Raw genomic sequence first — 25,247 nt, 5'->3', positions numbered from 1 at the left:
AACAGGACCGCTTTGTTTTTGTATCCGCCGCGTTAGCCGCGTTCATGCGCGTGCTCCGCTTGATGCCCGCAGCCGCCTTTGTACAGGTAGCATTGCGTCATGTGGTCGTTGACCATTCCGGTCGCCTGCATCAATGCGTAACAAATCGTCGATCCGACGAATTTGAAGCCGCGCTTGCGCAAGTCTTTGCTCAGCGCATCCGATTCGGCCGTGCTGGCCGGGACCTCGCTTAAAGAGCCCCAGCTGTTCAGAATCGGGCTGCCTCCGACAAACCGCCATATATATGCGTCGAAGCTGCCGAATTCCTCCTGAACTTTCAGCAATGCCCTGGCATTGGTTACCGCCGACTGCACTTTCAGTCGGTTGCGGATGATTCCCTCATTCGACAACAGCTCCTCGATCTTGGCGTCGTCATAGGCGGCAACCTTGAGCGGATCGAACCGGTCGAACGCTTCGCGGTAATGCTCCCGCTTCTTCAGCACCGTATACCAGCTTAGTCCCGCCTGCGCTCCTTCGAGTATGAGCATCTCAAACCATTTATGGTCGTCATGTACCGGAACTCCCCACTCCCGATCGTGGTAGTCCGCATATAGCGGGTCGCTATTCACCCAGCCGCAGCGCGTTTTCTCCACTCGCTATCCCTCCATCTGTTCGTCATGGCTTTATCATACCATAGGACTTGGACAAGTTCTGTCATAGTTCGATCGGCAGATTGAAAAGAGCGGTCATTGATTCATGGCCTGCGGTCGATAGAAAGCAGCGGACAAGCCGATTTTTCATTGGACCGGCAGTTCCCGTTCTTTGATATAAGCCGCGGGAAGCTTGCCCGTCTCCCGTTTGAAGATGCGGTGAAAATAAGACGGATCGCAGTAGCCCAAATAATCGGAAATATCGGCCACCGTTCTGCGGGAATGCGTCAGCAAATAAACGGCCGTCTTTACCCTTAGCGCGTGAACGTAACCGCCTATCGTTTGCCCGGTCACCCCGCTGAACAGCGAAGCGGCGTAATTGGGGCTTTTGCCGATCGCGTTCGCCAAATCTTCTTTGGTCACTTTTTCCCGGTAATGATTTTGGATGTACGCTTTCATCAGCTCGATATGCCGTTCCTTCACGGAGGTCGGCTTGCCTTCGTCCAGCTCCCGGTTCCAATGCGTCAATATTTCGAGCGCCAGCGATTGGCACATCGCTTCGCGGTATGGCAGCTGTTCATTCCATTCTTCATGCATCATCCGGAACCTTTGCAGCAGCAGCTCGTATTTCCCCGTTTTCCATTTGCAAAAGTCCTGCGCCGACAGCAGCGGCAGCGCCGGAGATGACGTTTCGTCGCGAAAAGCGGCGACATATTTCTCATGCATGACAGTCGGGATGCTCTTGCCGTAAAAAGGAACGCCGCTCGGGATCAGCAGCAAATCCCCCTTCTCCAGCATCAGCTTTTCCTGATGAACCCAGTATAAGCATTTGCCGTAAGTGACGAGAATGAGCAAATACCACGGGGCTCCTTCCTCATATTCCTCAAACCACTGGACTCCCGTATCCTGACGAACGGTTTCCATATGCAGCATCGCGGGGTCACCTGCTCTATATAACGTAGTTTTTCGATACTATTATACATTTGGCGTACTATATTTCATAGTCTAATTCGACAATTTTCCCTACAATGAGTTCCAACAGCATATAAACAACAAGGAGTGGAACTGATCCATGCTACGTAAAACGAAAATATTGTGCACTATGGGACCTGCCTGTGATTCGATCGATACACTGAAAGAACTGATTCGCGCCGGAATGAACGGAGCCCGGATCAATATGGCCCACGGCGAATTGTCGGATCATGCCGGACGGATCGCAAAAGTGCGTCAGGCTGCGGAAGAGCTCGGCGCAACGGTCTCCATCCTGATCGACATTAAAGGGCCGGAAATTCGCATCGGACTTCTGGAAGAGGCTTCCTACGAGCTTCACACCGGCGGCGAGCTGACATTAACGACGGAACAGATCAAAGGCACGGCCAACCGGATTTCCGTCTCTTATCCGCAACTGACTCAGGATGTCGGCGTAGGCTCGCGCATTCTGATCGACGACGGATTGATCGAGCTGCGCGTCGAAGCGATCGAAGGCACCGAGATCCGCTGCCGCATTTTGAACGGCGGTGTGATCAAACCGCGCAAAGGCGTCAATCTGCCGGGCGTACACACCTCCCTGCCGGGCGTAACGGAAAAAGACGTCCTGCACATTCAGTTCTCCGTCGAACAGAACGTCGATTTCATCGCTGCTTCCTTCGTGCGGAAAGCGAGCGACATTATGGAAATCCGGAAAATTTTGGAGGAAAAGAAAGCCTCTCACATTCAAATTATTTCCAAAATCGAAAACCAGGAAGGCGTAGACAACTTGGATGAAATTTTGGAAGCCTCCGATGGGCTTATGGTCGCCCGCGGCGACCTCGGCGTCGAAATTCCGGTGGAGGATGTGCCGATCATTCAGAAGCAGATGATCGCCAAAGGCAATGCCGTCGGCAAAACGGTCATTACCGCGACGCACATGCTCGATTCGATGCAATCGAACCCTCGGCCGACCCGCGCGGAAGCGTCCGACGTGGCGAATGCCGTCTATGACGGCACCGACGTGCTGATGCTGTCCGGCGAAACGGCCGCCGGCAAATATCCGGTGGAGTCCGTCCGGACGATGGCGGCCATCGCAACGAACATCGAAGCGACGCTGTCTTACAGCGAGATGCTGGCGCAGAAAGCGGCGCTGCGCAAAACGAACATCACGGAAGTAATCAGCCAAGCCGCCGTAGGCTCTTCGCTCGACCTGGAGGCGCAGGCGATCATTACTCCGACGGAGACCGGGTTCAGCGCGCGGATGGTATCCAAATACCGTCCGAAATCTCCGATTATCGCGGTTACCGCCAACGATTGGGTGCTGCGCCGCCTTACGCTATGCTGGGGAGTCACTCCGGTCCCGGGGCCAAAAGTGGAGTCGACCGACGCCATGTTCGAATCGGCTATCAGCAGCGGTGTGAAATCCGGCATCATTAAGCAGGGCGACTTGATCGTCGTTAGCGCAGGTGTTCCGGTAGGACAATCCGGGTCCACCAATCTGATTAAAATTCAGAATGTCTAAGATTCAAATGCGCAAGAAAATAGGAAGAGCTGCAGAGAACGTTCTCTGCAGCTCTTTGCTCTGATTCGGGTTAGCCGCCTAGCGGTCGCTTAGCGGTCTGCTGCGTCGTTGCCGTTAAACAGCGCGAACATGATTGCCGCCGCTTCGGCCCTGGTCATCGCGGCTTGCGGGTCCAGCCGCATCCCGCTTTTGCCGTGCAGCAATCCGTCGCGCAGCATCAGCGCCGCCGCTTCCCGGGCATACCCGGAGACGGCCTGGCCGTCGGAATAATCGTTCAGTCTTCTTACATCTTCCGCCGTCGCTTCGATCGACGCGCCGTACAGCGCACGCGCCGCGAATACGGTCGCTTCTTCCCTGCTGACCGTCTGTCCGGGAGCAAACCTTCCTTGGCCGACACCCTGAACCCATCCGGCTTCATAGCCCGCTTGCACAGCCTTATACTCCCAGGAGCTTGGGGAAATATCCGTAAAAGGCAGCTCTTGCGACGGCTTGGAGCCGGCTTGCCGCTGCATGGTCTTAACGAGCAGCTTCATCCATTCCGCGCGGGTCACCGGAGCGTCCGGCTCGAACTTGCCGTCTGCTCTGCCTTCGATAATGCCTTTGGCCGCCAAAACCGATACGGCACGAGCCGCCCAATGAGACGAAGGCATATCGGCAAACGAAACATTGTTGATTGAAACTTGGTACGTGCTGAAATGATCCGTTACAAATCGAACCGTATGCGTCGCTTCGTCATACCGTCCCGCTTTATTCTCCGGCGGATTGGAACCGTTAATATAGAAGACGGTCAATAGACCAGGGTCCTCTCCTTGCAGCAAAGCGTAAGGAAGGCTGACCGTCACCGGAGAGAGCAAGCGGTCGATTGGCGCCGTGCCGCCGGCGGAATCCGTTCCTTGCAAGCGGAACTCGAACGCCGGGGCGCTGCCCGCTTGCGTCTGCATGACGCTGATTTGGAATGCGTTCAGTCCATCCAGCGCAAACGATTCCGGCAGCCATTCCAGGGCAACTCCGTTCAGCTCTGTGCGCAGCTTCGTATAGCCGTAATCGCTCAGCTTGGTGAACGCAGCTGCTGGCAGCTGCAGCGAAGCGGGCTGCGCCGCATCCGGCGTCTCCAGCCGGATCGTTAAGCCGCCGCTCTGCGGCAGCGGCAGCCCGGCCGCCTGCAGCCGCTGCGAGGCCGCCGTTCGCAGCTCGTCAAGCCGGGCGAGCTGCGCCGTTAGATCATCGGCGGTCAGTGCCGCCGACGAGGAATCCGCGGCCTCCGGCGCCGCTTCGAGGACGCTCAGCCGCTCGAGCGCCGCTTGCAGCGCTTGCCGCTGCGAAGTGGCGCCGCTATCGCCGGCCTGCTGCAGCAGGCGCTCCAGCTCGGCCAGCGCGGATACCGCGCCGCTGACGCCGCTCGCGCTGTCGACTCCCGCGCTGCCGCCGCTGCGGTGGCTCCTGCTTACGCTTACGCCATCGCTTCCGCTGTCTCCATCGCCTCCGCTTCCGCTGCCGCCATCGCCTCCGCTTCCGCTGCCGCCATCGCCTCCGCTTCCGCTGCCGCCATCGCCTCCGCTTCCGCCGTCGCCTCCGCTTCCGCTTCCGCCGTCGCCTCCGCCATCGCTTCCGCTGCCTCCGGCGCCTCCGCTTCCGCTGCCGCCATCGCCTCCGCTTCCGCTGCCTCCGTCGCCTCCGCTTCCGCTGCCTCCATCGCCTCCGCTTCCGCTTCCGCCATCGCCTCCGCTTCCGCTGCCTCCGTCGCCTCCGCTACCGCCATCGCCTCCGCTTCCGCTGCCTCCGTCGCCTCCGCTTCCGCTGCCTCCGTCGCCTCCGCTTCCGCTGCCGTCATCGCTTCCGCTTCCGCTGCCGCCGTCGCCCGGTGCTGCGGCCACCGTCACGGCGCTGGTCGCCCGCTCGCTTCCGTCGGCGGTGCGCACGGTGATCACGGCGCTGCCCGCGGCCGCAGCCGTGACGACGCCTTGCGAGTCGACGCCGGCTACCGACGCGTCGGAGCTTTCGAATACTAGCCGTCCGTTCACCGCATCCGCAGGTGTTACGGACGCCTGGAGCATGGCGGTCTCGCCGATGCCCAGCGTCAAGCTCGCCGGTGTCACTGCCACATGATCGGCCGTCGGCACGAACGTATACACGCTGACATCATCGATGTAGACCGGCGCATCGACCGCGCCGTAGCTTGTGCTGAAGCGGATGGCGTCGATCGCGCTCCCTTCGTTCCAGAATACGGCGTTCGCGGCGATCAAAGCGCCGTCCGCGTACAGCTGGAACCGCTGCCGGCTGACGTCCACATCCAGCTTGACCGTATGCCAGTTTAATGTAGCAACCTTGATCAAATCGGTCGTTACATTGCCCGGACCCGTCAGCTTCAGCGTCCCGTTGGAGCTAAGCTTGATCAGTGACGTGCTCCCGTTCATTAACTCGAAGGCCGAAAATTTGCCTGTATTTTTCTCGCGAAATTTCCATTCGGCGACGAATCTGCCGGTTTGAGGAGCAAACGTCCGGCTGGCCGCATCGGAAAATTTGCTGTCGTTATCGTTCAGCAGCAAGCTTTTATTTGCCGCCGAAGGCATCTCCGCCACGGATACTTCGGCCGTCGACGCTTTATCTGCAATCGTCCAGCCTGCCGGCTTCGCGCCGGTGTCCGTGCCGTTGAAATTATCGTACAGGAGAGGGGAAGCGCCGAATACGTAGACGATCACATCGTCAACATACAGAGCCGTCGACGCATTGTCCTTCTCCGTTGCAATGCGAAGCCCGTCGATGCCGCTTCCCGCATGACTGAATGGTATGCCGATAGCGGCAAGCGTCCCGTTCACGCTGATGTCGAACGTATTTCTGACCGGATCGATCCGAAGCTTCGCTTGATTCCACATGCCTTGGGCGACCGCGGCCACCTGCCGCTCTCGGCCGTCCGCATCCTGCACGCTCAATACGTCGTCATGCGCCCGCAACACGATCGCGGCTGTCGCGCCGTCCGTCAGCTCGAAGGCCGGTGCGGCTCCCGGGGCGGTCGAAGCCCACTTCCATTCCAGCTCGAATTTCGCGGTCTGGCGGGCAAAATTCCGCGACGCCGCCACAAAGCCGCTGCCGCTTCTATCGAGCAGCCGCAGCGACAGACCGTCGGCGTCGCTCAGTCCGACGAGCGAAGCGGTCGTATCCTTATCCGTAGAGACGGTCCAATCCTCCGGCTGGTTGCCCGCCGTTTGCCCGTCGAACACATCGTATACATGCACGATCGGAGGTACGGACGGAAGCGGGTCCGGCACATTGCCCGGTTCTACGGCAGGTGTGGCAGGTTCCGGCCGCGGTTTTGCCGGGTCCGTATCAAAGACGGCATGCAGCGTTTTACCCATCGTCCCGTTCACGTTCACGGTCAATTTGATCGTCGGCGACAGCTGCGTGACGAATATTTGCTCGTCGGAGAACAATACCCCGGCTGCCGAACGGTTTAATTCCAGCTCGATCGTCCCCGTATTCTCCAGCGTCGGATCGGCTACGGCCAGCTCCAGCTTGCCGCCTTCCTCCTGCTCCTTGACCATAACGGACGACGGACGGCTGCTTGTGATGAAATCCGCCGTCGCCGGCTCCTCCTTCCAGAAGTTCGCGGCCGTAATATGCAGCTGCTGCTCGCGCACCGCTTGCACCGCCGGGGAATTGCTAATAATCGTCACCCCGGGATGCGCAGCGTAATCGCTCGTTTGCTGGGCCGATTTGTTCGGCAGCACGATATAGCTGTAAGTCCCGTTATCCGGGTTATGCCCATGGTCGAACCACATCGTCAAAAAGCGGTTCGTCCGCACATCGGAAGAAGTCGTCGGGTTATCGTTAATATCGAGCCAGGTGCCGCTGCGCTGCTCCCGCAGCATATGCACGCTCGGCGCATCCGGAAACACGTAACCGATATCCGCTCCGGGCGCATTGCCGGTAAGATGAGCCCAATGCGTCTGCTCGCTAACCTGCGACCAGCCCGCATCGGCAGGCATCGTTGCCCCATCGACGACAAACGGATTGTCGCCGGCAGCGTTCAGCTTACGCTGATCGACGGTCGTCTCGATCGCGTGGTCGTCGCTGCTGCTGATCCCGGCTCCGAGAGCGACGATTTCGTCGTCGAACATAAACCACGACTTGTTCGCCGTCAGCGTCGTGCCGATCTGCTGTAGGTTCATTCCCGTCGCGCCGTACGCTCCCAGCGCGACGCCCCCGGCCCAGGAATTGCCGGGCGCCGCTTCCCCGTCGCCGTACTGGTAGTTCGTAAACGTACGCTCCCGCGTATCCACGGTCGTTCCCGGTAAACGGTACAAATTGACGGTCGGCCAGTAATCGTTCGTATACTGGTTTTTATCCGCGTTGTACAAATACGTCATACCGTCCCCGGTATACCAGCCTTTGCCGTTTTCCCCGTTCGTCAGCTCGTACGTCTGAATCCGCTTCGAGCTTTTGCTGACGCCGAACGCATATTGATCGCCGCGGTGCACCGACCGCGCCATCCCGTTCAGCTCGTAATGCGCCGGCCCGTCTCCCTCGGCAGCAATCGCCGGATCGGCCATCCACTGCTTCACCGTCTGAATCGTCTCCGCATCGCTTAGCTGCTTGTAATAGTTGAAGTCCGGGTTCGCCGTCAAATAATGCTTGATCAGCTGCTTCATCTTCAGCGCATCGTCCGCAGGCGCGAATTGGGCAAGCCTCGCCATTCCGGCAATAATGCCTCCCGCCGCCTGATTGACCGTGTTCGCCTCTCTGGCGATGGCCCGGCCGCGGACCATATCCATCACCTGGCCGTTATAGATGATAGGAGCGAAAGCATCGTTAACCCAGCGGAATACATTCGATGATTGCGGGTCGGTGACCTCCCAGTCGGTGCCGGCGAGCATATACAGCAAATTGCCGACGCCGCGAATCAGCACCTCTCCGTAGCTGCCCGTGTAGGCGACGGTGGAATGCTGGACGAACGAGCCGTCTTCGTAAAAACCGTCTCCGGAGGTCACATAAGGAAACAGCGGGCTCATCTGCTCGCGTACATGCGTTAAGCGGGTGTCGTCCTTCGTCACGACGCCCATGATGAGCTCTACCGTCAAAATGTCCGAACGATTGGCCCCGGTCTGCGTGAAGCTCGGAAGCGAAATATCCCCGATAAAATGATCCATCGTCCCGACGTACCGGCTGAGCTGCTGCGGCGTCAAAACGTCGTACAGCAGCACCGTCAGATCGGCCAGCCGCAGCGGCGCGCCGATTTGCCAGTTCCACCAGTTGCCGTACTGAATGCCCGTTTCGTTATATTGATTGGCGTACAGCCAGTCCAAAGCTTCTATTATATCGTCCCGCAGCCCGATATGATGGTAGAGCGCGCCGCCTTTCATCGAATACGCAAGCGCCATCGTTTTCAGCCGGGTGTAGTTCGTCGTCACCCCGTCGGATACCGTGTCGGAAGGAAGCACGTCGCTCCACAAATAGGATCGTCCCGGATCGGTGTTCAACGCGCTCCAGTAATTGGCCGCGCTCGTATTGGTAGACGAAACGATCTCCGCAATGTTCGCATCCGCAGTATCAATGGCGGCTCCGCCGTCCAGCGTTTTTTTCCATTTTAGCCGCATGAGGTCGAATGCATCGGCCGGCTCCGCCTGCTGCCGCACCGTTACGGTCGCGGCCGCCGTCTTTCCGCCGTCTTGCGCCGTTACCGTAATTTGCGCGGTTCCCGGCTGATAAGAGCGGACAAGCCCGGTTTCATCGACCGAGGCTACCTCGGGCCGGCTCGAAGACCACGAAACATCGCGATTGGTCGCGTTGGCCGGAGTCCATTTGGGCTGCAGCGTTATCGTATCCTGCACATCCATCGTTACCGCAGCGGGCAAAGAGACTTGTTCCACGGCAATGATCGCATCGGTTACCGTCACCAGCGAAGACGCGCTCGCCCCGCCGTCGGCGGCTTTGGCCGTAATGACGGCCGTTCCCGCCGCTATGCCGGTCACAATGCCCTGCGAATCGACGGCGGCTATCGACGGCGCGTCCGAAGACCACTCCAGACGAGGATCGGAAGCCTCGGCGGGTTCAATGACGGCAGGCAGCGACGCGGACTCTCCGGTTGCTATGCTGAGAGCCGAAGGCAGCGCGACGCTCTGCACGTGAACGAACGGCGTCACCGTGACCGTCGTTGCGGCCGTTTTCCCGCCGTCCACGGACGCTGCCGTGATCAGCGCGGTTCCCGCCTTGATCCCGCTGACGACGCCGGCGCTATCGACGGCGGCAATGGCCGGGTCGGAGGAGGACCAGCTCACGCGCTGATCGGTCGCCGAAGCAGGCTCGACGTACACGTTCAACGTTACGCTCATTCCTTCCGCCACTTGGACCGCCTTCGGCAGCAGCACCTTGTCGACATGAACGACCGGAGTCACCGTAACGGCGGTTGATGCGGTTTTGCCTCCGTCCCTCGACTTCGCCGTAATGACGGTTTGCCCCGCCGCAACGCCCTTGATCATGCCATCCGCGTCCACGGCGGCTACGGAAGAATCTGCGGACGACCATATCATACGGGAATCCGAGGCATCCGCCGGACTCATCTCCGCAGCCAGCGCAGCGGTCGTCCCTTCCGCCAGCGACACGGCGGGCGGCAGTGCAATACCGCTGACAGGGACAAACTCGGAAATTTTCACATCGTCGACGTACATGCTGGCCGGCGAGCCGCCCGTCCCGGTTTGGGAAATTTTAATGGAAGAAATTTTATCCCAATTCGCCTGAAGCGGCGCGCCGGTCAACACGGGCTGTCCGTTGACGAACACGTCGAGCAGCCGCTGATCCTGATCGAGAAATGCGCGTACCGAATACCACGTATTCGCCTCGTAGGAGCCGATTTGCGTGTTAAACGCTTTCATTTTACCGCCGGCATCTACGGACACAATAGTGGTATACAACCCGCTCGCGCTTTTCAGCTCCAGCACGCTGCGGGCATGCGTCGTATCCGCAAACAGAACGGAAGCCTCCAGGACGGCTTTGCCCGTAATTTGCGCCGACAGCGTTCTCGCCGTATTGACGACTTTGCCGGCCGAAGTCGACACCAGCCGCAAACTGCGATCCGCACGCGAGTAGACGGCCTCCCCGACCGCATAATCGCCCGCGCTTACGTCCGCGTTGTACAGCCCCCAATTGCCGCCGACCTCCGCCGCAGGCCCCGAAGTCGAAGGGGTCGCAGGATAGCTGTCGAAGCTCGCCGCCACGTAGACGCGGGCCGCCGCCTCCGCTCCGGGAATGCCTCCGGCACAGGAGAGAGCCGGGGAAACAAGCAGCATTGCGGCTAGCAGCCGGCATACAAATAACCGGAACCGTTTCGAACCGAACATACATGATTCCTCCTCTAGTTATAAAATGACCATTTTATGTAAGCGGTAACATATCATTTCAAAAAAAGAACGCCTCTGATTCGGAGCCCGTTATGCCGAGAATGCGGCAGGAAAAGCCCGGCGAAACGATGCGAAACCGTTCGTTATTCACCGGACTTGCCGCCTATTCTTCTACGAGATTGCCAATTAGGAACTGTTCTTTACTAGCGTCATGCAATTATAAAGGCGTCGCCCGCAGCCTCAAGCCATTCGCGGAGCTGGCCCTCCAGCCGCTCCGCTACGGGATGCTGCGAAGCCCTCTGCAGCTTGAGCGGATTCATCTGGTAAGGGTCCTCCTGCAAATCGTACAGAAGACGCAAGCAGAAGCTCGGATCGACGGCCGAGTAACCCCGGTGCACGACATACGTATACCGCGCCGTCCTCACCCCGCGCCAGCCGTAGCGCTTGTTGTCGAGCCCTTGGGCGGCGAACTGCTCGATCGCGTCCTTGCGTCCCGGGAAGGTGCAGATGAACGCGGCGGACGGAGCGTCGCCTCCGCGGCCGAGAATCGGACCGGAGCAGTCGGTCCCCTCTACCGTCTCGGGGATCGCCAGCCCCGCGAGTCCCAGCAGCGTCGGCATAATATCGACGCTGTTGAACAAGAGGTCGGTCTCACCGGCGGCAATATGTCCCGGCCAGCGCATCAGACAAGGAATCCCGATCGATTCCTCATGCCAGGAATGCTTCGCCATTAAGCCGTGGGCTCCCATCAGCTCGCCATGATCGGACGACAGCACGACCAGCGTATCGTCCGCAAGCCCGAGCTCCTTCAGCTTTTGCAGCAAGCGGCCGAACTGCTCGTCAATGCCGGTAACGGCGGCGCAGTAGTCGTTCATATATTCCGTCAGACGCTCAATTCCGTCCTCGAACGGCTCGCCGGTATGCGCGGCCAGCCCTTCCGCCCGCACATTCGGCCGAAACTTCACAGTCCGTCCCTCATATATCCGCTTGTAGCGGTCCGGAACCTGATCGAACGGACTGTGCGGCGGATTCCAGGAGACGAACAGCACGAACGGCTCTTCCCGCCGCCGAGCCCGCTGCTCCAAGTAATCGAGCGCCATATCCGTCTCATGCTCGACGGACCATTGACGGATTTGAATCATCTCCGGCGAATCCCGCCAATAATGCGGGGTCATATGCTCGTCGTACGTGCCGTACGAGTACCAGAAGTCGAAGCCGTGCCGCTTCGGCCCGGGCGGCGTATAGGCGTCCCAGCCGGCCGCTCCCGATTCTGGCCGCTCCGCGACGTTCTGCTCCGGCAAGTCGAGATGCCACTTGCCGATATATCCGGTCGCATAGCCGGATTGCTTCAGCGCATCGCCGATGCACATATCGCTCTCTCGAAGCTGTATGTCCGCTCCGAGCTTACAGTTCGTGTACACGCCGCTCGTCTGCGGATACGTTCCCGTCATCAGCGCCGCCCGGTGCGGCGAACAGAGCGGCGTACAGCTGACGGCGTGGTTAAACACCAGGCTCTCCGCGGCAAAAGCGTCGATATTCGGCGTCATCACCTCATCCTCGCCGCGGAAACCGGCCGCCTGTCTGCGCCACTGGTCGGCAAACACATAGACGATGTTCGGCTTGCGTGTCAGGCCCGCCGGCTCGTTCATCGTATCCGTCATCCTTTCACCGCTCCCGCCGCAATGCCTTCCACGAAGTGATCCTGAGCGATGAAATAAATGATAATCGTCGGAATGATCGCGCAGACGGCCGCCGCCATCAGCGGAGCGTATTCCGTCGCATGCTCCGTCTGGAAGTGCTGCATGCCGAGCTGCAGCGTAAACAGCTTGTCATCGTTCAAATAAATGAGCGGCCCGAGAAAATCGTTCCACGAATGCATGAACGTAAAGATCGTCAAGCTCGCGATAGCCGGACGCGTAAGCGGAAGAATAATTCGCGCGTAAATGCCGAATTCGCTCAGCCCGTCGATCCTCGCCGCCTCGGACAGCTCCTCGGGAATCGACATATAGAACTGCCGGAACAAGAACACGCCGAACGGACTGAACGCTCCGAGCAGAATGAGCGCCCAATGCGAATTCAGCAGGCCGAACTGCTTCATCAGCAAAAACTGCGGAATCATCATCACCTGAAACGGTATCATCATCGTCGTAATATACAGGAAGAACAACTTGTCCCGCTCCGGAAACCGTACCTTGGCGAACGCATAAGCGGCCATCGAGCAGGTGACGATCTGCAGCACCGTCGTGCTGACGGCAATTTTGATCGTATTGAAATAATAAGTGAAGAACGGCAGGTCGTTCCATACCTTCGAATAATTCGAGAAGTAGAACGTGCTCGGAATCCACTGGATCGGGAAGCCGAATACTTCCGCCTCGGATTTGAACGAAGCGGAGATCATCCACAGAAACGGCAGTATCATCGAGCCTGCCACGGCGATAAGCACAATATATAACAATCCTTTAACGATCCGCGCTCCCGGCGAGCGGGTAAGCTTCAAGGAATGCGGCTGTTTGGAAGTATGCGCGACTGAATTCATTCTCTTGTCATCCCCGTTCGTCGGTTAGTAGTTGACCCATTTTTTCTGGCCGCGGAATTGGATTACCGTAATCAGCATAATAATGGCGAACATCACATAGGCCATAGCCGAAGCATAGCCGTATTCGTACCGCTGGAAGGCGGTGTAATAAATATCGTATACAAGTACGTGCGTGGAGCGTCCCGGCCCCCTTTGGTCAGAAGGAAGATCAGGTCGAACACTTTGAACGAATTGATAATGCCCATAATGACGGTGAAAAAAATAACCGGCGACAGCATCGGAATCGTAATTTTGACGAGCTGGGACAGCTTGCCCGCCCCGTCGATTTCCGCCGCCTCGTACAAGTCCTTCGGAATCCCCTGCAAGCCCGCCAAATACAGCACCATATAGTAGCCGACATTTTGCCAGATCGTAACGATAATGACGGAGAACAGCGCCCACTGCGTCGAAGCGAGCCAGCCCGGAGGATGATCGACGCCGATGCTTTTCAGCATGCCGTTGATCGGCCCCATCGTCGGATTGAACAGCAGCTGCCAGACGACCGCGACGGCAATGGTTGCCGTAATATGCGGCAGAAAGATCGCCGTACGAAATATTTTGAGTCCCTTGATTCCTCTATTCAGCGCCACGGCCGCAAGAATGGCGAGCAGCAGCGTCAGCGGAACGGATACGACCATCATGACAATGCTGTTCAGCAGCGAAATGCGGAACGATTCGTCGCCGATCAGCCGCTTGTAATTGTCCAGTCCGGCGAACGTGATGTCTCCGAAGCCGTTCCAATCGGTAAAGCTCATCAGAAACGAGGCAACGACCGGAAAGCAAATGAAGATAAGAAAACCGAGTATATTCGGGAGCAAAAAAGCATACCCTACCAGCCGGTTTCGTCTCGTTAACGCTCTTGATGCCTGCATGCGTTCAGCTCCCTCCTGCAAACGGAATCGCGCCGTAATCCTAGGAATACGGGCGATCCCATTTTTTTATCTATTGTTTACCCGCTTTGTAATCCTTGGCGTATTTGTCCGCCCATTCCTTTTGCACGCGCTCGCCGATTTTTTGAATCGCTTGGTCGACGGTTTGGCCGCCGGAGAGGGCAAGCTCGCCTTCCTGTACATAGATGTTGCCGACAACGATGTTTTTCACGCCCGGCAGCAGCGGATATTCCGGATATTCCTTTTGCTCGACGAAGTAGTGGATGTTTTTCGGCTTCATGCTGCCGTCGCCTACATACGCTTTGCGGATGTCGTCATTCGTAAATCCGGTCAGGAAGCCTTTGGAAGCGAAAATTTTGGCGCCCTTCGCTCCGGTCAAATACTGCAGCAGCTTGAACGCCGCTTCCTTGTTCTTCGACTCCTTGTTGATCATGATCGACACCGGGGTCGCCAAGCTCGTATTAGGCGCTACGCCGGCCGGATGCGGGATCGGAACGACATCCCAGTCGAAGCTGATTTTTTTATCCGCTTCGGCTTGACGCAGCTGCGCGACATGCCAGTCGCCGATAATGTTCATCGCTACGTTGCCCTTCTGGAAGGCCGAGTTATAATGCGCCGAAGTCGTCACCTGCTCGGACCACGGCATGATCGAACCGTCCTGCTCCAAATCTTTGCGGAATTGCAGCGCTTTCTTAAACGGCGTCAAATCTTTGTCGATGATGGAAGCGCCGGTTTGAACTGCCTGCATGTACCAGGTTTGCGCCCATTGCTGCAAGTAAGCGCCGTAAACTTTGTTCGCGCCTTCGCCTTTGGTCATCTTTTTCGCCAGGTCGCGGAACTCATCCCATGTCATATCGGCTTTCGGATACGGCACGTTCATCTGATCGAACAACGTTTTATTATAGTACAGCATGTAATTCGATTTGCGGTAAGGCAGTCCGTAAATTTTATCGTTGACCTTCATCCCGTCCAGCAGCGGACCGAAGCCGGATACGTCGACATTGTCTTTTTTAATGTAATCGTCGAGCGGCTCCAGAATGCCCGTATCGAGGAACACATCCATATTGCCGCCGAACAGGTCGATCTTCTCTGCGCCGGACAGCTGCAAACGAAGCTTTTCATAATACTGCGCTTGCGGAATCGTCTCGAACTGGACGTTAATGTTCGGGTTGTCCTTTTTGAATTCCTCGTACGCCAGCTTGGTCGTCTCCAGATCGTCGGGCAGCACCGTCATGCGCAAATTGATTTCTTTGGAATCCGAGCCTGAGGCATTACCCGCTGCTTGATTCTCCGTTGTTTTCCCGCCACAGCCCGCCGCAACCCCTGCGAGCAGCGTGCCGACGAGAGCCAGACTCATCACTTTTTTCATTTTACATCCACCCTTTGTTTTGTTATCATAAGATTTACGTTTTCGCTGACCTAATTATAGGGGAATCCGATCCGTTTGCAGAAGGTGAATGTTTTATTCCCCCTCCCTTGCCTTCCACCCGCAAATTGTGTATATGGAGTCGTTCAACATGATCTATTTCACCTTGTTGTTTATCGTCTGTACGATTCTGCTTACCTACCGCAGATTGAACAGCCTGTCCACCCGATTTATGTTCGGCATTATCCTCGGATGGGTCATTTCGTTTGTTTCCTTTACGCTGTACTTAAGCAAATTCAACTATTACTACAACATTATTCATACGTTTTTCGACTTCAGCCCGGGCACCTGGAATTATCTCGTGCTGACCAAATTTAACGCCAACGCGCTGATCCGGATGCTGAACGGGGGCATTATCGTGTTCAACGGATCGCTGCTGTGCTTCGCCATCTCCTTCACACGAACCGCCCGAAGGCGAACGAACGCTTTCTTGTACGGGATTGTCGCCGTTTTTTCGCTGCTAACGTATTTGTTCTACGATCCCGGCGTCCAGATCCGGCTGCAGGGTCTTATCGTGCAAAGTCCGGAGGAACAGGGGGCGGCGCTGAGAAGTCTCGTTAACGCTCTGGAGACCGGGCTGCGCTATGCGGGATACGGTCTAATCTTGGCGGCCTTCTTCATGCTGCTGAACTACTATATCAATTATCCGAAAATCCGTTTTTTGAAAAATTATGCGCTGTACCATATATTAAGTCTCGTTCCCGTCGTGCTGATTCATTTTCTGATGTTCTCGTGGGCGCCCAAAAATCTGGTGATCGCAACCTATCTGGAGGGCTATTACAATTATCTCCAGCCGCCGATCGGCTCGTACCCGTGGACGTTATATTTATTTCCGTATATCGTCTTTGCCGCGCTTGCGTTTCTCATCTTTATCGTATTCAAGTACAATTCGATCGAGGCTTACCATAAAAATCAGGACGTGCAGATCAACAAAAGCATCGACACTGCTTCGCTCGGCGCGAGAGCGTTTACACACGCCGTCAAAAACCATCTGCTCGCCGTCCGCTCGGAGGCCGAATATTTGAAGGAAAAATATGCCGATGACGAGGACACCTCTTACAGCCTGGACCTGATGCTGCAATCTTGCTCGTCGGCGATGGAGAGCATCAACGACGCGGTGCACAAGCTCAAATCGATCGAGCTGAACCTGCAGCCTTGCCGCCTGAACGCGCCGGTCAAGCAGGCGCTTGCCCGCATCCGGCAGGGGAACGTGCAGCCGAGCATCAAGGTGCTCGCCCATAGCGACGTACCGCTGGCCTACATGGATCAGCAGCATATGGCCGAGGCCGTGTTCAATATTATCGAAAACGCTTTAGAATCGATGGCCGGCACGCCGGACGGCACGATCACGATCCAGCTCGGCCGCCAGGACAGCTGGGGGATGATCTCGATCGCCGATACCGGGCCCGGCATGCCGGAGGAGCTGCTGGAGCAAATTTTCTCGCCGTTCTTCTCGACGAAGCCGTCGATTCATAACTGGGGCATCGGGCTGTCGTACTGCCATAAAATCATTACCGGCCACGACGGCAAAATCAGCGTGGAAAGCAAGCTCGGCCAAGGCACGACGTTCCGCATTTATTTGCCGGTCATTTAGAAATCGGAATTCCCGCAAGGGGGGAATAAAATATACCCCCGTATCCAAAATCCGGCGAGGAACGGCGGAGAGGACATTGGAATCCGAACAACGATAGACTCGATTTCAACAAGCGATTGGAAGATCAAATGGACGCCGCAGCGGACTTTTCACCGTTAACAGATCTTTTTAATACAGTATGGGGTTGAAAAGGGAGGTCGCTTTACAGATGGAGAACAGAATCAAAGTGCTGATCGTAGACGATATGGAGGCGCACCGCCGCAGATTGGAGCGGATTATCGCGGGATGCGCGGATATGGAGAGCGTCGCCTCGGCAGGCTCCGGCTATGAAGCCGTCCTGTACGCCGCCATGCATCAGCCGGACATCGTGCTGATGGATATCGAGATGGAAGACCCGCTCGCCGGCATCCATGCCGCCAAACAAATTCACGAGAAGCTGCCGCATATGAAAATTATCGTGCTGACCGTGCATAAGGACGACAATATTATATTCGCCGCCTTTCAAACGGGCATTATGGACTATATTCTGAAAACCGCGGAGAAGGAAGAAATTATCGAGGCGATCCGTTCGGCCTACCATAACCGCTCGCCGATCCGGCCGATGATTGCGGAAAAAATCCGCGAGGAGTTCGTAAGAATCAAGAAAACGGAGACCAGCCTGCTCTATGTCATACAGATTATTTCGGAGCTGACGCCGAGCGAGCTGCAGGTGCTGAAGCTGCTGTGCGAGAACAAGACGCGCAGGCAAATATCGGAGGAACGCACCGTCGAATACGAGACGATCAAGAAGCAGGTCGGCAGCATTCTCAAAAAGTTCAAAATGCAAAGCACGGCCGAAGTCGTCGCCTCCGTCAACGAGCTGAAAATATTCGAAGTATTGAAAAAGCTGTAGCTCTCTCTTCTGAGCCGAACGTCCCTTGATCAAGCGCCCCCGAAGGTTAGACGCAGACTAACGATCGGAGGCGCGGATCATTCGCGGACGTTCGGGCTTTTTGCATATCGTCCTTCGCCGCGGACGGCTGCTATGCCTTTAGCTGCGGCTCCCCGCTTATTCCGGGCGCTTTTGCTGGTTCGAGACCTGCCCGCGCATCATATCGGGCGCATAACCAGACGATCCTCCCCGCCCCGAAGCGAGTAAAATGGAGATTCCCGGCCTCATCGAGCGTAACGATATCGAAGGCGGTTTCGGTTAGCGTCCCCTCTTCCCTCTCCGGCGCCTCGGGAAAATCCCGGTGCGTCTGAGCGTTCAAGGTAGAGACAAGATGCCGTATTAAGCTCCGAACCCGGCGACGATCATAATTCCCAATGCGACGATAGCCGAAGATATCACTCTTTTCAAGCCTTGAGCTTCCTTCAATACGAAAATGCCAAGCAATGTCCCGAATACAACGCCGATTTCGCGGATCGGAGAAATATGCGATACCGGAGATATGCTCATCGCATACAGAAACAGCAAATAAGAGCCCGGATTAAGAACCGCGCCGATCGCGATCCATTTCCAGTTCGCCGCCAGCTTCTCCTTCAGACGGTCCATCTTAAGCACCGGCTTGGTAATCCCCAGAACAAACCCGACATTGGCCACCTCCAGCAAGGTTAACGGCGACAAATGCTGCAGATTGAGCTTATCGACGAGCACATAGGAGGTCGTGCACAAGCCGACGCTGAACGCAAGCAAAACCGGCTTGAGCTCCACCGCAGCTCCTGCGCCGAACGTCCATCCGCTCATAATGAAAATGCCGGCGATTATGCAGAACAAACCGAGCCATCCCCACCCGGACAGCGATTCCCCGAGAAAAAACACGCCGATGGCCGGAATAAGCAGCGTCGAAGTGCCCCTCATGATCGGATACACCTGCGACAGGTCGCCATGCTTGTAGGTTTCGGTCAGCAGCAAGCCGTAGGCGGCCTGCAAACCTAGCGACAGCGCAATGAGCATATACCCTTCCAGCGATAAAGACGCGGCAGCGATTTCCCATACCGAGGAAGGGAGCAGCAGCAGGACGGAAGGAACAAGAATCGCCCATAGAAACAAGCCCTTCTCCTCGCTCTTCTTTGCGAATAAATTCCAGACCGCATGAGTAAGTCCGGAACAAATGACCAGCAGCACGGCAGCAATAATCAAGATTTCATCCCCTCTCTTATCCAACACACATAATAGCACACAAACACACAAATATTCAATATATCAAACAAAAAACCGCCCGTAATCGGACGGCTTCTATACACAATAACTCAGATTACTCATACACGATCTCAAGCCCATGGCTCTTGTAGCGCTCGACGATCTCTCTGTCGATCAGCGGGTCTGTTACGTAGCGTTCCACTTCGTCGATGCCGCACACCTTCAGCAGCGAGACGACCTCGAATTTGCTGCTGTCGGCCAACGCGATCGTCCGCTTGGCGTTTTTGTGCATCAATTTTTTTAGCTGCACTTCGCCGATGCCGAAATCGGTAACCCCCGCCTCAAGGGAAATGCCGGAGACGCTCATAAAGAACAAATCGGCATGAAACTGCGATACGAACGCTTCGGCCAAATCGCCGATCACGCCCCGCTCCTCGTTGCGAATGACGCCGCCGGTTAAAATAATCGTATAATGCGGCATCTCTACGAGCTCATTGGCGATCGGCAGCGAATTCGTAATGATCGTCAGCCGTTCGAATTTGGGCTTCAGCGCTTTGGCGAACTCGGTATTCGTCGTGCTGACGTCCAGCGCGATCGACTGCCCTTCCGTCACATAGCGGGTGGCGAGTTCTACGAGCTGTCTTTTTTCCTCTACGAATTTCGTCTCCCTGAATGTAAGCGGCTGCTCCTTCTTATAATCGATTTCTGCGGGAATCGCCCCGCCGTGAACTCGTTTCAGGAAGCCTTCCTTCTCCAGAAACTCCAGGTCCCGGCGAACCGTCTCGAACGATACGCCGAACATTTCGATCAGCTCGGAGACGACTACCGATTTTTCCTTATGCAATTTTTGAAGAATCGCTTGATGCCTTTGTTGTACGAACAAATCATTACATCCTTTCCGGTGGACGGTCGCGGCCCGCCTTCCCTGCCTTGAAACGTATCGTCAAACGTGTTCTCTCACGTATTTTATCATACTGCAGCCAAGGTTCAAAACGCATCCGCACATAAACGCACAATTCCCCACAATCCTCCCCCGTAAGCGGAGGCCGAAGTCTGTCTTCCCCGCCGAGCAAACCGCTCCATTTCGCGATATAATAGAGAAGAGCCGCGCTTCTGCAATCGTATCCCCCTAAGAATGAGAAAAAGGAGGCTTGACCGCATGGACATGAGCGGAAGCATTTATGAGCAGCAAACGGCCAGAGCCTTGAAGCGGTGGGAGCTGGAGCTGCTGAAGCCTCCGGGCTTTCTGGAGAAAGCGTCCAAGGCCGTCTCGACGCGCATCAATCAGGTCATTCCGGATAAAGTGCATCAGACGATTACCGCAGCGGTCAAAGGCATCGTCCAAACCGCTTTGTTCAGTATCGAATATATGCCCAAAAACCCGCCGTTAGCCGGCCTGTCCTTGGCGCTGCGGGATCATAAGGCGGAGGAATTACTCGGATTTTACAAAAAGCTCGCCGCCGCGGAAGGAGCCGGAACGGGCGCCGGAGGCATTTTGCTCGGACTGGCCGATTTTCCGATTTTGATCGGGATCAAAATGAAGTTTTTATTCGAACTGGCTCACGTGTACGGGCATTCGACGCGCGACTACCGGGAGCGGTTATTCGTCTTGCATTTGTTCCAGCTCGCCTTCTCCAGCCCCTATAAAAAGCCGGAGCTGCTGCGCAAAATCGCCCTCTGGCCGGAGACGAAGCGCTCGCTCCCTCCGGCCGAATCGTACGCTCGCCACATCGACTGGCAAGAGCTGCAGCAGGAATACCGCGACACGATCGATTTCCGCAAAATGCTCCAGCTCGTTCCCGGCATCGGCGCCGTCGTCGGAGCCTGGGCGAATTACGGGCTTCTGGAGGAGCTGGGACGCACGGCGATGAACGGCTACCGGATGCGCTGGCTGCAGGAAGCGGGGCGTCAAGCCGAGCCAGGGCGGCTTGACGAATAGCAGCGCGAAGACCGCCTGACGATGAACGGTTTCATCGCCGAGGCGGTCTTCTGCCATTACGGCAGCCGGCTCTGCAGCTCCGAGCTCAGCCGCTCTCTCGTCAACGCCAGCCGTTTCTTGGCAAGACCGGCGTAATGCGGCTCCTGCCATGCAAAGCCGTCTCCGGCATACCGGGGAAATACATGCATATGATAATGCCGCAAATCGTTGAAGGCGCCTCCGTTCTGAATGACGGTGATGCCGTCCGGACGGTACAGCGCCTTGAGCGCGGCTGATAACAGCGAGGAGGCTCTCATCACCGCTCCGGCCGTCTCTTCGTCCAGTTCGTCGACATCCAGCACATGCCGTTTGGGTACTATTAAAGTATGGCCATCCGAGAACGGTTCATGATCCAGAAGACAAGTTACCCGCTGATCCTCGTATACGATTTGGGCTTGCTGGACGCCAAGAGCCAAACGGCAGCCGAGACATGATTCAGATCGGTTCAAAACGATTCCTCCCCCGAAGCTAATCCCATCCCCATTATACCATTTACCGGAACTACCGTATGCTGGTACGTTTTTTTCCTCGCGGCTATCTGCACATCGGCTTCCCCGGACTCGCCGTTCGCTACTTCGGCGCCGTTACCATACGCATGAGCATTTCGACCTTCGGAACCCGGTAGCCTGCGCCGTGGTGACCGCTAATGATCATAATGCCGGAGAGCACGGTCAAATATGAAGCGATAAGCTCCTCAGGATCGTCCGCCGCTATTTCGCCGGCCTGCTGGCCGGCCGCGAACAAGGGAAGCAGCTGCTCGACAAAAGCCTGCATCGGATATTGCTCCAGCAGCCGTTTGGCCTCCTCCGGAACGCCGTCCGACGTGCGTGCCTGATGAATGAACATGAAGTAAGACGATCCGCCCTCATCCAAAATAGCCTCCGTCAAGGCTCTGATTTTCTCCAGCGGCGAGCCTTGCAAATGGTTGATCTTGCCCAACTCCAGCGCGGCTCCTTCCATCGCCTCCCGCACCAGAGCGTTGAACAGCGCGTCTTTGGATTTGAAGTAGTGGTACAGCAGACCGTGACTGATGCGGGCTTCCGCCGCGATCATGCTCATCTTCGTGCCTGCGCTGCCTTTATGGGCAAAAACCTTCATCGCGGCCCGCATAATCTGTTCCCTTCGTTCATCGCGAATCTGATGCAATTGTTCATCGTTCAAAGGCGACAACGGTACTCCCCCTCTATGGTACAGCTCTTTCGATATACAATGAGCGCTGACTATGAGTATACCATGTTTCATATCGCCTTACTTATAACGGCATATGTCATTCGCCGCTCTTTTGCGGAGCAAACGGTTCATAAGGCAGCCGCGAGAAGGAAGGAATGATCTGATCCCACATCGCTTCGAGATGTTCGCCATATTCCCGGACCAGTTCGTCAAGCAGCTGCTTGCCTTCAGCCGTAGCATTCAAAATGGGCATAACCGTGTCGAAGCGCAGCATCTCCTCCGGCGTAACCGATAATGTATTGACGGCCCAGTACAGACCGTACAGCTTCTGATTTTGCGTCGTTCCTTGCTGCAGCAGCAAAGAGATATACCGGCTGGCAAAAGAGATCGCCTTCAGCGGCTCGGCGCCCTCATACTCGACGCCTTCCCACTGCAGATCGTTGGCGCAGTTGAGCCACCAGGCCGGTTCGATCACATCCTGCAGCCGCCGCAGCACATGCAGCTCGAACCCTTCCTCAGGTACGGACTGCCGCTCTCTCAGAGTCGCTTCCAGCACCTCGGCCTGAATGGCCGCCACCGTCATCCCTTGGCCGAAGATCGGATCATAGATGCAGATCGCGTCGCCGAGCGCGAGCAACCCGGACGGCCATTTCTCCATCCGATCATAGCGGCGGCGGTACAGCTCAGGCACGCGGAAACCGCGCGGAGGCGCAAGCGGCTCGAGCTGCCGGACGATCGAATCGATCAGCGGCGTCGGAAGCCCCGCTATCTCCCGTTCATAAGCCTCCGCCTCGACGGGAGGATATTGTCCGCCCGGCCGATACAGAAGCATTTCCGCAACCCCGTTCTCAATAAAGGAAAATACTCCAGTGAACGTACCTTTAGCGGGCTGCCCGGCAATATTGATCGTATCCCATGTTTCCATCAGATGATTCAAATGAGCGGGCACCTTATAGCGGCGCGTGCTGTAACCGAGCGCTACTTTGAGCAGATCCGGCCGCGGCACCTCGTAACCGGCGGCCTCCAGCCACGGAGTCAGCTTGGAGCCGCGCCCGCTCGTATCGACGACAAGATCGGCATTCCATGTGCTCTCCGCTCCTCCCCATCCCTTCTCGCGCAGCCGGATTCCCGTAACGCGGCTGCGATCCTCGTTCATAAGAAGCCCGGTAACCTCTTGCTTCACTTGTATCCGGACGTTGGCCAACTTCTTCACCTGGTTACGAAACGCCCATTCCAGCAAAGCTCTGCTGAACTTATAATCATGGCGAGGATTTTGTACATCCAGGCTGCCGTATTGATTGCCGTTATGCAGCCGTTTATTGAATACGGGGAGAGCGCCGCCGGCCAACAAATCGTCTTCATAACCCGGGAACAGCCGGTTGGTAATCTTCTTGCCGCGTTCCGTAAAACGGTGCGGATGAATCGCTTGCGGCGTGCCTTGCCGTTCCGAAGGCGATTCCGGAAGTTCGTCCCGCTCCACGATGAGCACCTCCTCGTAAAAGTCCGAAAGCACTCTGGCCGCCAGCAAACCCGCTATGCTTCCCCCGATAACAATCGCCTTTCCGGTTGTGAATCCGTTCTCCCCAGCTTGCACTTTGCTTGTGTTCATTGTCATTTGAATCATCCTCCATTTTTTTGATTGATTAATTCAGTCAATATTGATGCAAAAAAATTTAACCGTACATGTAATCGGAAGCCGCCGGACTACGTCAATATTCTCATGCATCCAATTGCATGAAAATCTTAAGCCGCTTCGCTCTGCGCATCCTCAGCGCCGTTCCCTGGTGCGTCCTCCATCTCCTTCTTCCTCGCATGATGCAAAAAGTCGGAGCAGTGAATTCGTTCAGCGATAGTTATTTGAATGAATGATTAATTCATTTAACGTAAATTTACACTATATTCCTCCCTTTGTCAATAGGGTTTACTCCGATCAGCGAAAAAAAGAAAGCTGCACGCGGCAGCTCTCTAAAGCCTTCCTATTCGGGAAGCAACACAAACGTCTTTTTAATGGACGGCACATCGACGGACATCTTCAAATAATCCGCTCTTGCCTGCTGATCGTTCGGATCGTACGGAACATCCGTCGGAGTATTGAATAAATAGACGAACCCGCTCTTCTCGCCGAGCTTGGTGATCGGAATCAATCCCTGAATCTCCTCGCCATCCGCCTCCCACGCTTTCTCGGACCAGACGGAAACCGTAAACAGCGTTCCCAGCACCGTCTTTTTATTTATAAATTCGATATTGGTGCCATTGGGAACCTGTCTCTCCTTCACTTCATACTTACCGTCCCAGCTCTTCGGGATTCGCAGCGTAAAACCGTGAGCTTTGTTCTCGTAAAGGACGGTATCGCCGAGCACGCCGCCATAAGCCTCCTGTGCGGCCGGGACGGGCTGCAAACGGTCGAACCGGCTCGTCAAACGATGAATGAGCAAGGCGGACTCCGCCCTGGTGAGAGGGTCCGATGGGCGGAAGCCTGCCGGAGTGCCGTCCGTTTTCCCTTCGGCTATCCCCTGATCCAGCATATATTGAACGGCATCGTCAACGCTGTAATTGCGCCCCGCCGCATTCGCCGCCAATTGCGCCGCTTTCCCTCTTTCGAAGCCGGCTTCTCCGGAAGCGGCGGCAATCGTCCAGCCGAGCTTCTTCGCATAGTCCGTATAAGGCGCCGCCCAGCCGGGCCCTTCGGTACTTTTGGCCAAATCCGCCGGATGATAGGCGCGAAGCAGCATCGCGATAAATTCATTCTCGTCTATCGCAGCGTTCGGCTTGAAGGTTCCGTCGGGATATCCTTCGGCGATCTGCTGCTTCACTGCCCATTCGATACCGGAATATCCCCAGAAGTCTTCGGAGACATCCGAAAACGGCACAAGCTTCTCTTGGGCATAGGCTAAGCCATGACTCGTTATTATAAGACTCATCAGCAGCGCGGCGGCAAAAAACGATTTTCGATGTTTTGTCATATTTCACCTCTTTGCGTCAATGCCCGCTAATCTTCGTCATACTCTTCTATATAAATAGACGAGACGGCGACAGATTAG

The 25,247-nt window shown here is 56.3% G+C and carries 17 protein-coding genes; 4 read left to right on the top strand and 13 right to left on the bottom strand.

What is annotated here, in order from left to right; genetic code table 11:
- Positions 1–32 precede the first annotated feature (32 nt).
- The gene (locus SK3146_RS29485; protein WP_249862127.1) at positions 33–632 is read right to left on the bottom strand and encodes a DNA-3-methyladenine glycosylase I; all 600 of its coding nucleotides are present in this window, start codon (positions 630–632) and stop codon (positions 33–35) included.
- Between the two features lie 144 nt (positions 633–776).
- A complete protein-coding gene (locus SK3146_RS29480) occupies positions 777–1,562 on the bottom strand; it encodes an AraC family transcriptional regulator (RefSeq protein WP_249862126.1) in 786 nt (261 codons plus the stop codon).
- Between the two features lie 139 nt (positions 1,563–1,701).
- Here SK3146_RS29480 and pyk point away from each other — a divergent pair, with 139 nt between their 5' ends.
- Complete coding sequence (gene pyk, locus SK3146_RS29475) at positions 1,702–3,120, top strand: pyruvate kinase (RefSeq protein ID WP_249862125.1); 1,419 nt, start codon at positions 1,702–1,704, stop codon at positions 3,118–3,120.
- Between the two features lie 89 nt (positions 3,121–3,209).
- Here pyk and SK3146_RS29470 read toward each other — a convergent pair whose 3' ends face one another.
- The 5 genes from SK3146_RS29470 to SK3146_RS29450 form a co-directional block, all read right to left on the bottom strand.
- Positions 3,210–10,451, bottom strand: coding sequence for a polysaccharide lyase family 8 super-sandwich domain-containing protein (locus tag SK3146_RS29470; RefSeq protein ID WP_249862124.1), 7,242 nt, complete (start codon positions 10,449–10,451; stop codon positions 3,210–3,212).
- A 209-nt stretch (positions 10,452–10,660) separates the two neighbouring features.
- On the bottom strand, positions 10,661–12,112 hold the full coding sequence (locus SK3146_RS29465; RefSeq protein ID WP_249862123.1) for a sulfatase family protein: 1,452 nt from the start codon (positions 12,110–12,112) through the stop codon (positions 10,661–10,663).
- Positions 12,109–12,987, bottom strand: coding sequence for a carbohydrate ABC transporter permease (locus SK3146_RS29460; protein ID WP_249862122.1), 879 nt, complete (start codon positions 12,985–12,987; stop codon positions 12,109–12,111). Before SK3146_RS29460 ends, SK3146_RS29465 begins: the two co-directional genes overlap by 4 nt.
- A 92-nt stretch (positions 12,988–13,079) precedes the next feature.
- Positions 13,080–13,898, bottom strand: coding sequence for a carbohydrate ABC transporter permease (locus SK3146_RS29455; protein WP_249862121.1), 819 nt, complete (start codon positions 13,896–13,898; stop codon positions 13,080–13,082).
- Positions 13,899–13,968: 70 nt separating this feature from the next.
- Positions 13,969–15,285 (bottom strand): ABC transporter substrate-binding protein, encoded by a 1,317-nt coding sequence (locus SK3146_RS29450; protein WP_249862120.1) that lies wholly within the window; start codon positions 15,283–15,285, stop codon positions 13,969–13,971.
- A gap of 148 nt (positions 15,286–15,433) precedes the next feature.
- On the opposite strand from SK3146_RS29450, the gene SK3146_RS29445 reads away from it, so the two are divergent.
- Together SK3146_RS29445 and SK3146_RS29440 are read left to right on the top strand one after the other, a co-directional pair.
- Positions 15,434–16,936 carry a sensor histidine kinase gene (locus SK3146_RS29445; RefSeq protein WP_249862119.1) on the top strand — a complete coding sequence of 501 codons (1,503 nt, stop codon included), beginning with the start codon at positions 15,434–15,436 and terminating at the stop codon, positions 16,934–16,936.
- A 208-nt stretch (positions 16,937–17,144) separates the two neighbouring features.
- The gene (locus SK3146_RS29440) at positions 17,145–17,828 is read left to right on the top strand and encodes a response regulator transcription factor (RefSeq protein ID WP_249862118.1); all 684 of its coding nucleotides are present in this window, start codon (positions 17,145–17,147) and stop codon (positions 17,826–17,828) included.
- A gap of 378 nt (positions 17,829–18,206) precedes the next feature.
- Here the strand turns inward: SK3146_RS29440 and SK3146_RS29435 are convergent, their stop codons facing one another.
- Positions 18,207–19,058, bottom strand: a complete 852-nt coding sequence (locus SK3146_RS29435) for an EamA family transporter (protein ID WP_249862117.1) — start codon at positions 19,056–19,058, stop codon at positions 18,207–18,209.
- Positions 19,059–19,173: 115 nt separating this feature from the next.
- Positions 19,174–19,941 (bottom strand): DeoR/GlpR family DNA-binding transcription regulator, encoded by a 768-nt coding sequence (locus tag SK3146_RS29430; RefSeq protein WP_249862116.1) that lies wholly within the window; start codon positions 19,939–19,941, stop codon positions 19,174–19,176.
- Between the two features lie 276 nt (positions 19,942–20,217).
- Here SK3146_RS29430 and SK3146_RS29425 point away from each other — a divergent pair, with 276 nt between their 5' ends.
- Positions 20,218–20,997 carry an EcsC family protein gene (locus tag SK3146_RS29425; protein ID WP_249862115.1) on the top strand — a complete coding sequence of 260 codons (780 nt, stop codon included), beginning with the start codon at positions 20,218–20,220 and terminating at the stop codon, positions 20,995–20,997.
- Between the two features lie 56 nt (positions 20,998–21,053).
- Here SK3146_RS29425 and SK3146_RS29420 read toward each other — a convergent pair whose 3' ends face one another.
- From SK3146_RS29420 to SK3146_RS29405, 4 genes are all read right to left on the bottom strand, one after another.
- Positions 21,054–21,485 (bottom strand): HIT family protein, encoded by a 432-nt coding sequence (locus tag SK3146_RS29420; RefSeq protein WP_249862114.1) that lies wholly within the window; start codon positions 21,483–21,485, stop codon positions 21,054–21,056.
- A gap of 121 nt (positions 21,486–21,606) precedes the next feature.
- Positions 21,607–22,206, bottom strand: a complete 600-nt coding sequence (locus SK3146_RS29415) for a TetR/AcrR family transcriptional regulator (protein ID WP_249862113.1) — start codon at positions 22,204–22,206, stop codon at positions 21,607–21,609.
- A gap of 97 nt (positions 22,207–22,303) precedes the next feature.
- A complete protein-coding gene (locus SK3146_RS29410; protein WP_249862112.1) occupies positions 22,304–23,821 on the bottom strand; it encodes an FAD-dependent oxidoreductase in 1,518 nt (505 codons plus the stop codon).
- Between the two features lie 361 nt (positions 23,822–24,182).
- Positions 24,183–25,169, bottom strand: coding sequence for an S-layer homology domain-containing protein (locus SK3146_RS29405; RefSeq protein ID WP_249862111.1), 987 nt, complete (start codon positions 25,167–25,169; stop codon positions 24,183–24,185).
- Positions 25,170–25,247: the final 78 nt, after the last annotated feature.

The sequence above is a fragment of the Paenibacillus konkukensis genome (assembly GCF_023523925.1).
Lineage (GTDB): Bacteria > Bacillota > Bacilli > Paenibacillales > NBRC-103111 > Paenibacillus_S > Paenibacillus_S doosanensis.
Note: the sequence above shows the minus strand (reverse complement) of the source record. Positions and strands in the feature narration are given on the sequence as shown.

What these genes read in the sequence shown, in the direction of transcription:
- SK3146_RS29410 (WP_249862112.1), bottom strand. Translation starts at nt 23,821, where the DNA reads ATGACAATGAACACAAGCAAAGTGCAAGCTGGGGAGAACGGATTCACA.
- SK3146_RS29470 (WP_249862124.1), bottom strand. Translation starts at nt 10,451, where the DNA reads ATGTTCGGTTCGAAACGGTTCCGGTTATTTGTATGCCGGCTGCTAGCC.
- SK3146_RS29450 (WP_249862120.1), bottom strand. Translation starts at nt 15,285, where the DNA reads ATGAAAAAAGTGATGAGTCTGGCTCTCGTCGGCACGCTGCTCGCAGGG.
- SK3146_RS29445 (WP_249862119.1), top strand. Translation starts at nt 15,434, where the DNA reads ATGATCTATTTCACCTTGTTGTTTATCGTCTGTACGATTCTGCTTACC.
- SK3146_RS29455 (WP_249862121.1), bottom strand. Translation starts at nt 13,898, where the DNA reads ATGCAGGCATCAAGAGCGTTAACGAGACGAAACCGGCTGGTAGGGTAT.
- SK3146_RS29465 (WP_249862123.1), bottom strand. Translation starts at nt 12,112, where the DNA reads ATGACGGATACGATGAACGAGCCGGCGGGCCTGACACGCAAGCCGAAC.
- pyk (WP_249862125.1), top strand. Translation starts at nt 1,702, where the DNA reads ATGCTACGTAAAACGAAAATATTGTGCACTATGGGACCTGCCTGTGAT.
- SK3146_RS29440 (WP_249862118.1), top strand. Translation starts at nt 17,145, where the DNA reads ATGGAGAACAGAATCAAAGTGCTGATCGTAGACGATATGGAGGCGCAC.
- SK3146_RS29480 (WP_249862126.1), bottom strand. Translation starts at nt 1,562, where the DNA reads ATGCTGCATATGGAAACCGTTCGTCAGGATACGGGAGTCCAGTGGTTT.
- SK3146_RS29425 (WP_249862115.1), top strand. Translation starts at nt 20,218, where the DNA reads ATGGACATGAGCGGAAGCATTTATGAGCAGCAAACGGCCAGAGCCTTG.
- SK3146_RS29460 (WP_249862122.1), bottom strand. Translation starts at nt 12,987, where the DNA reads ATGAATTCAGTCGCGCATACTTCCAAACAGCCGCATTCCTTGAAGCTT.
- SK3146_RS29405 (WP_249862111.1), bottom strand. Translation starts at nt 25,169, where the DNA reads ATGACAAAACATCGAAAATCGTTTTTTGCCGCCGCGCTGCTGATGAGT.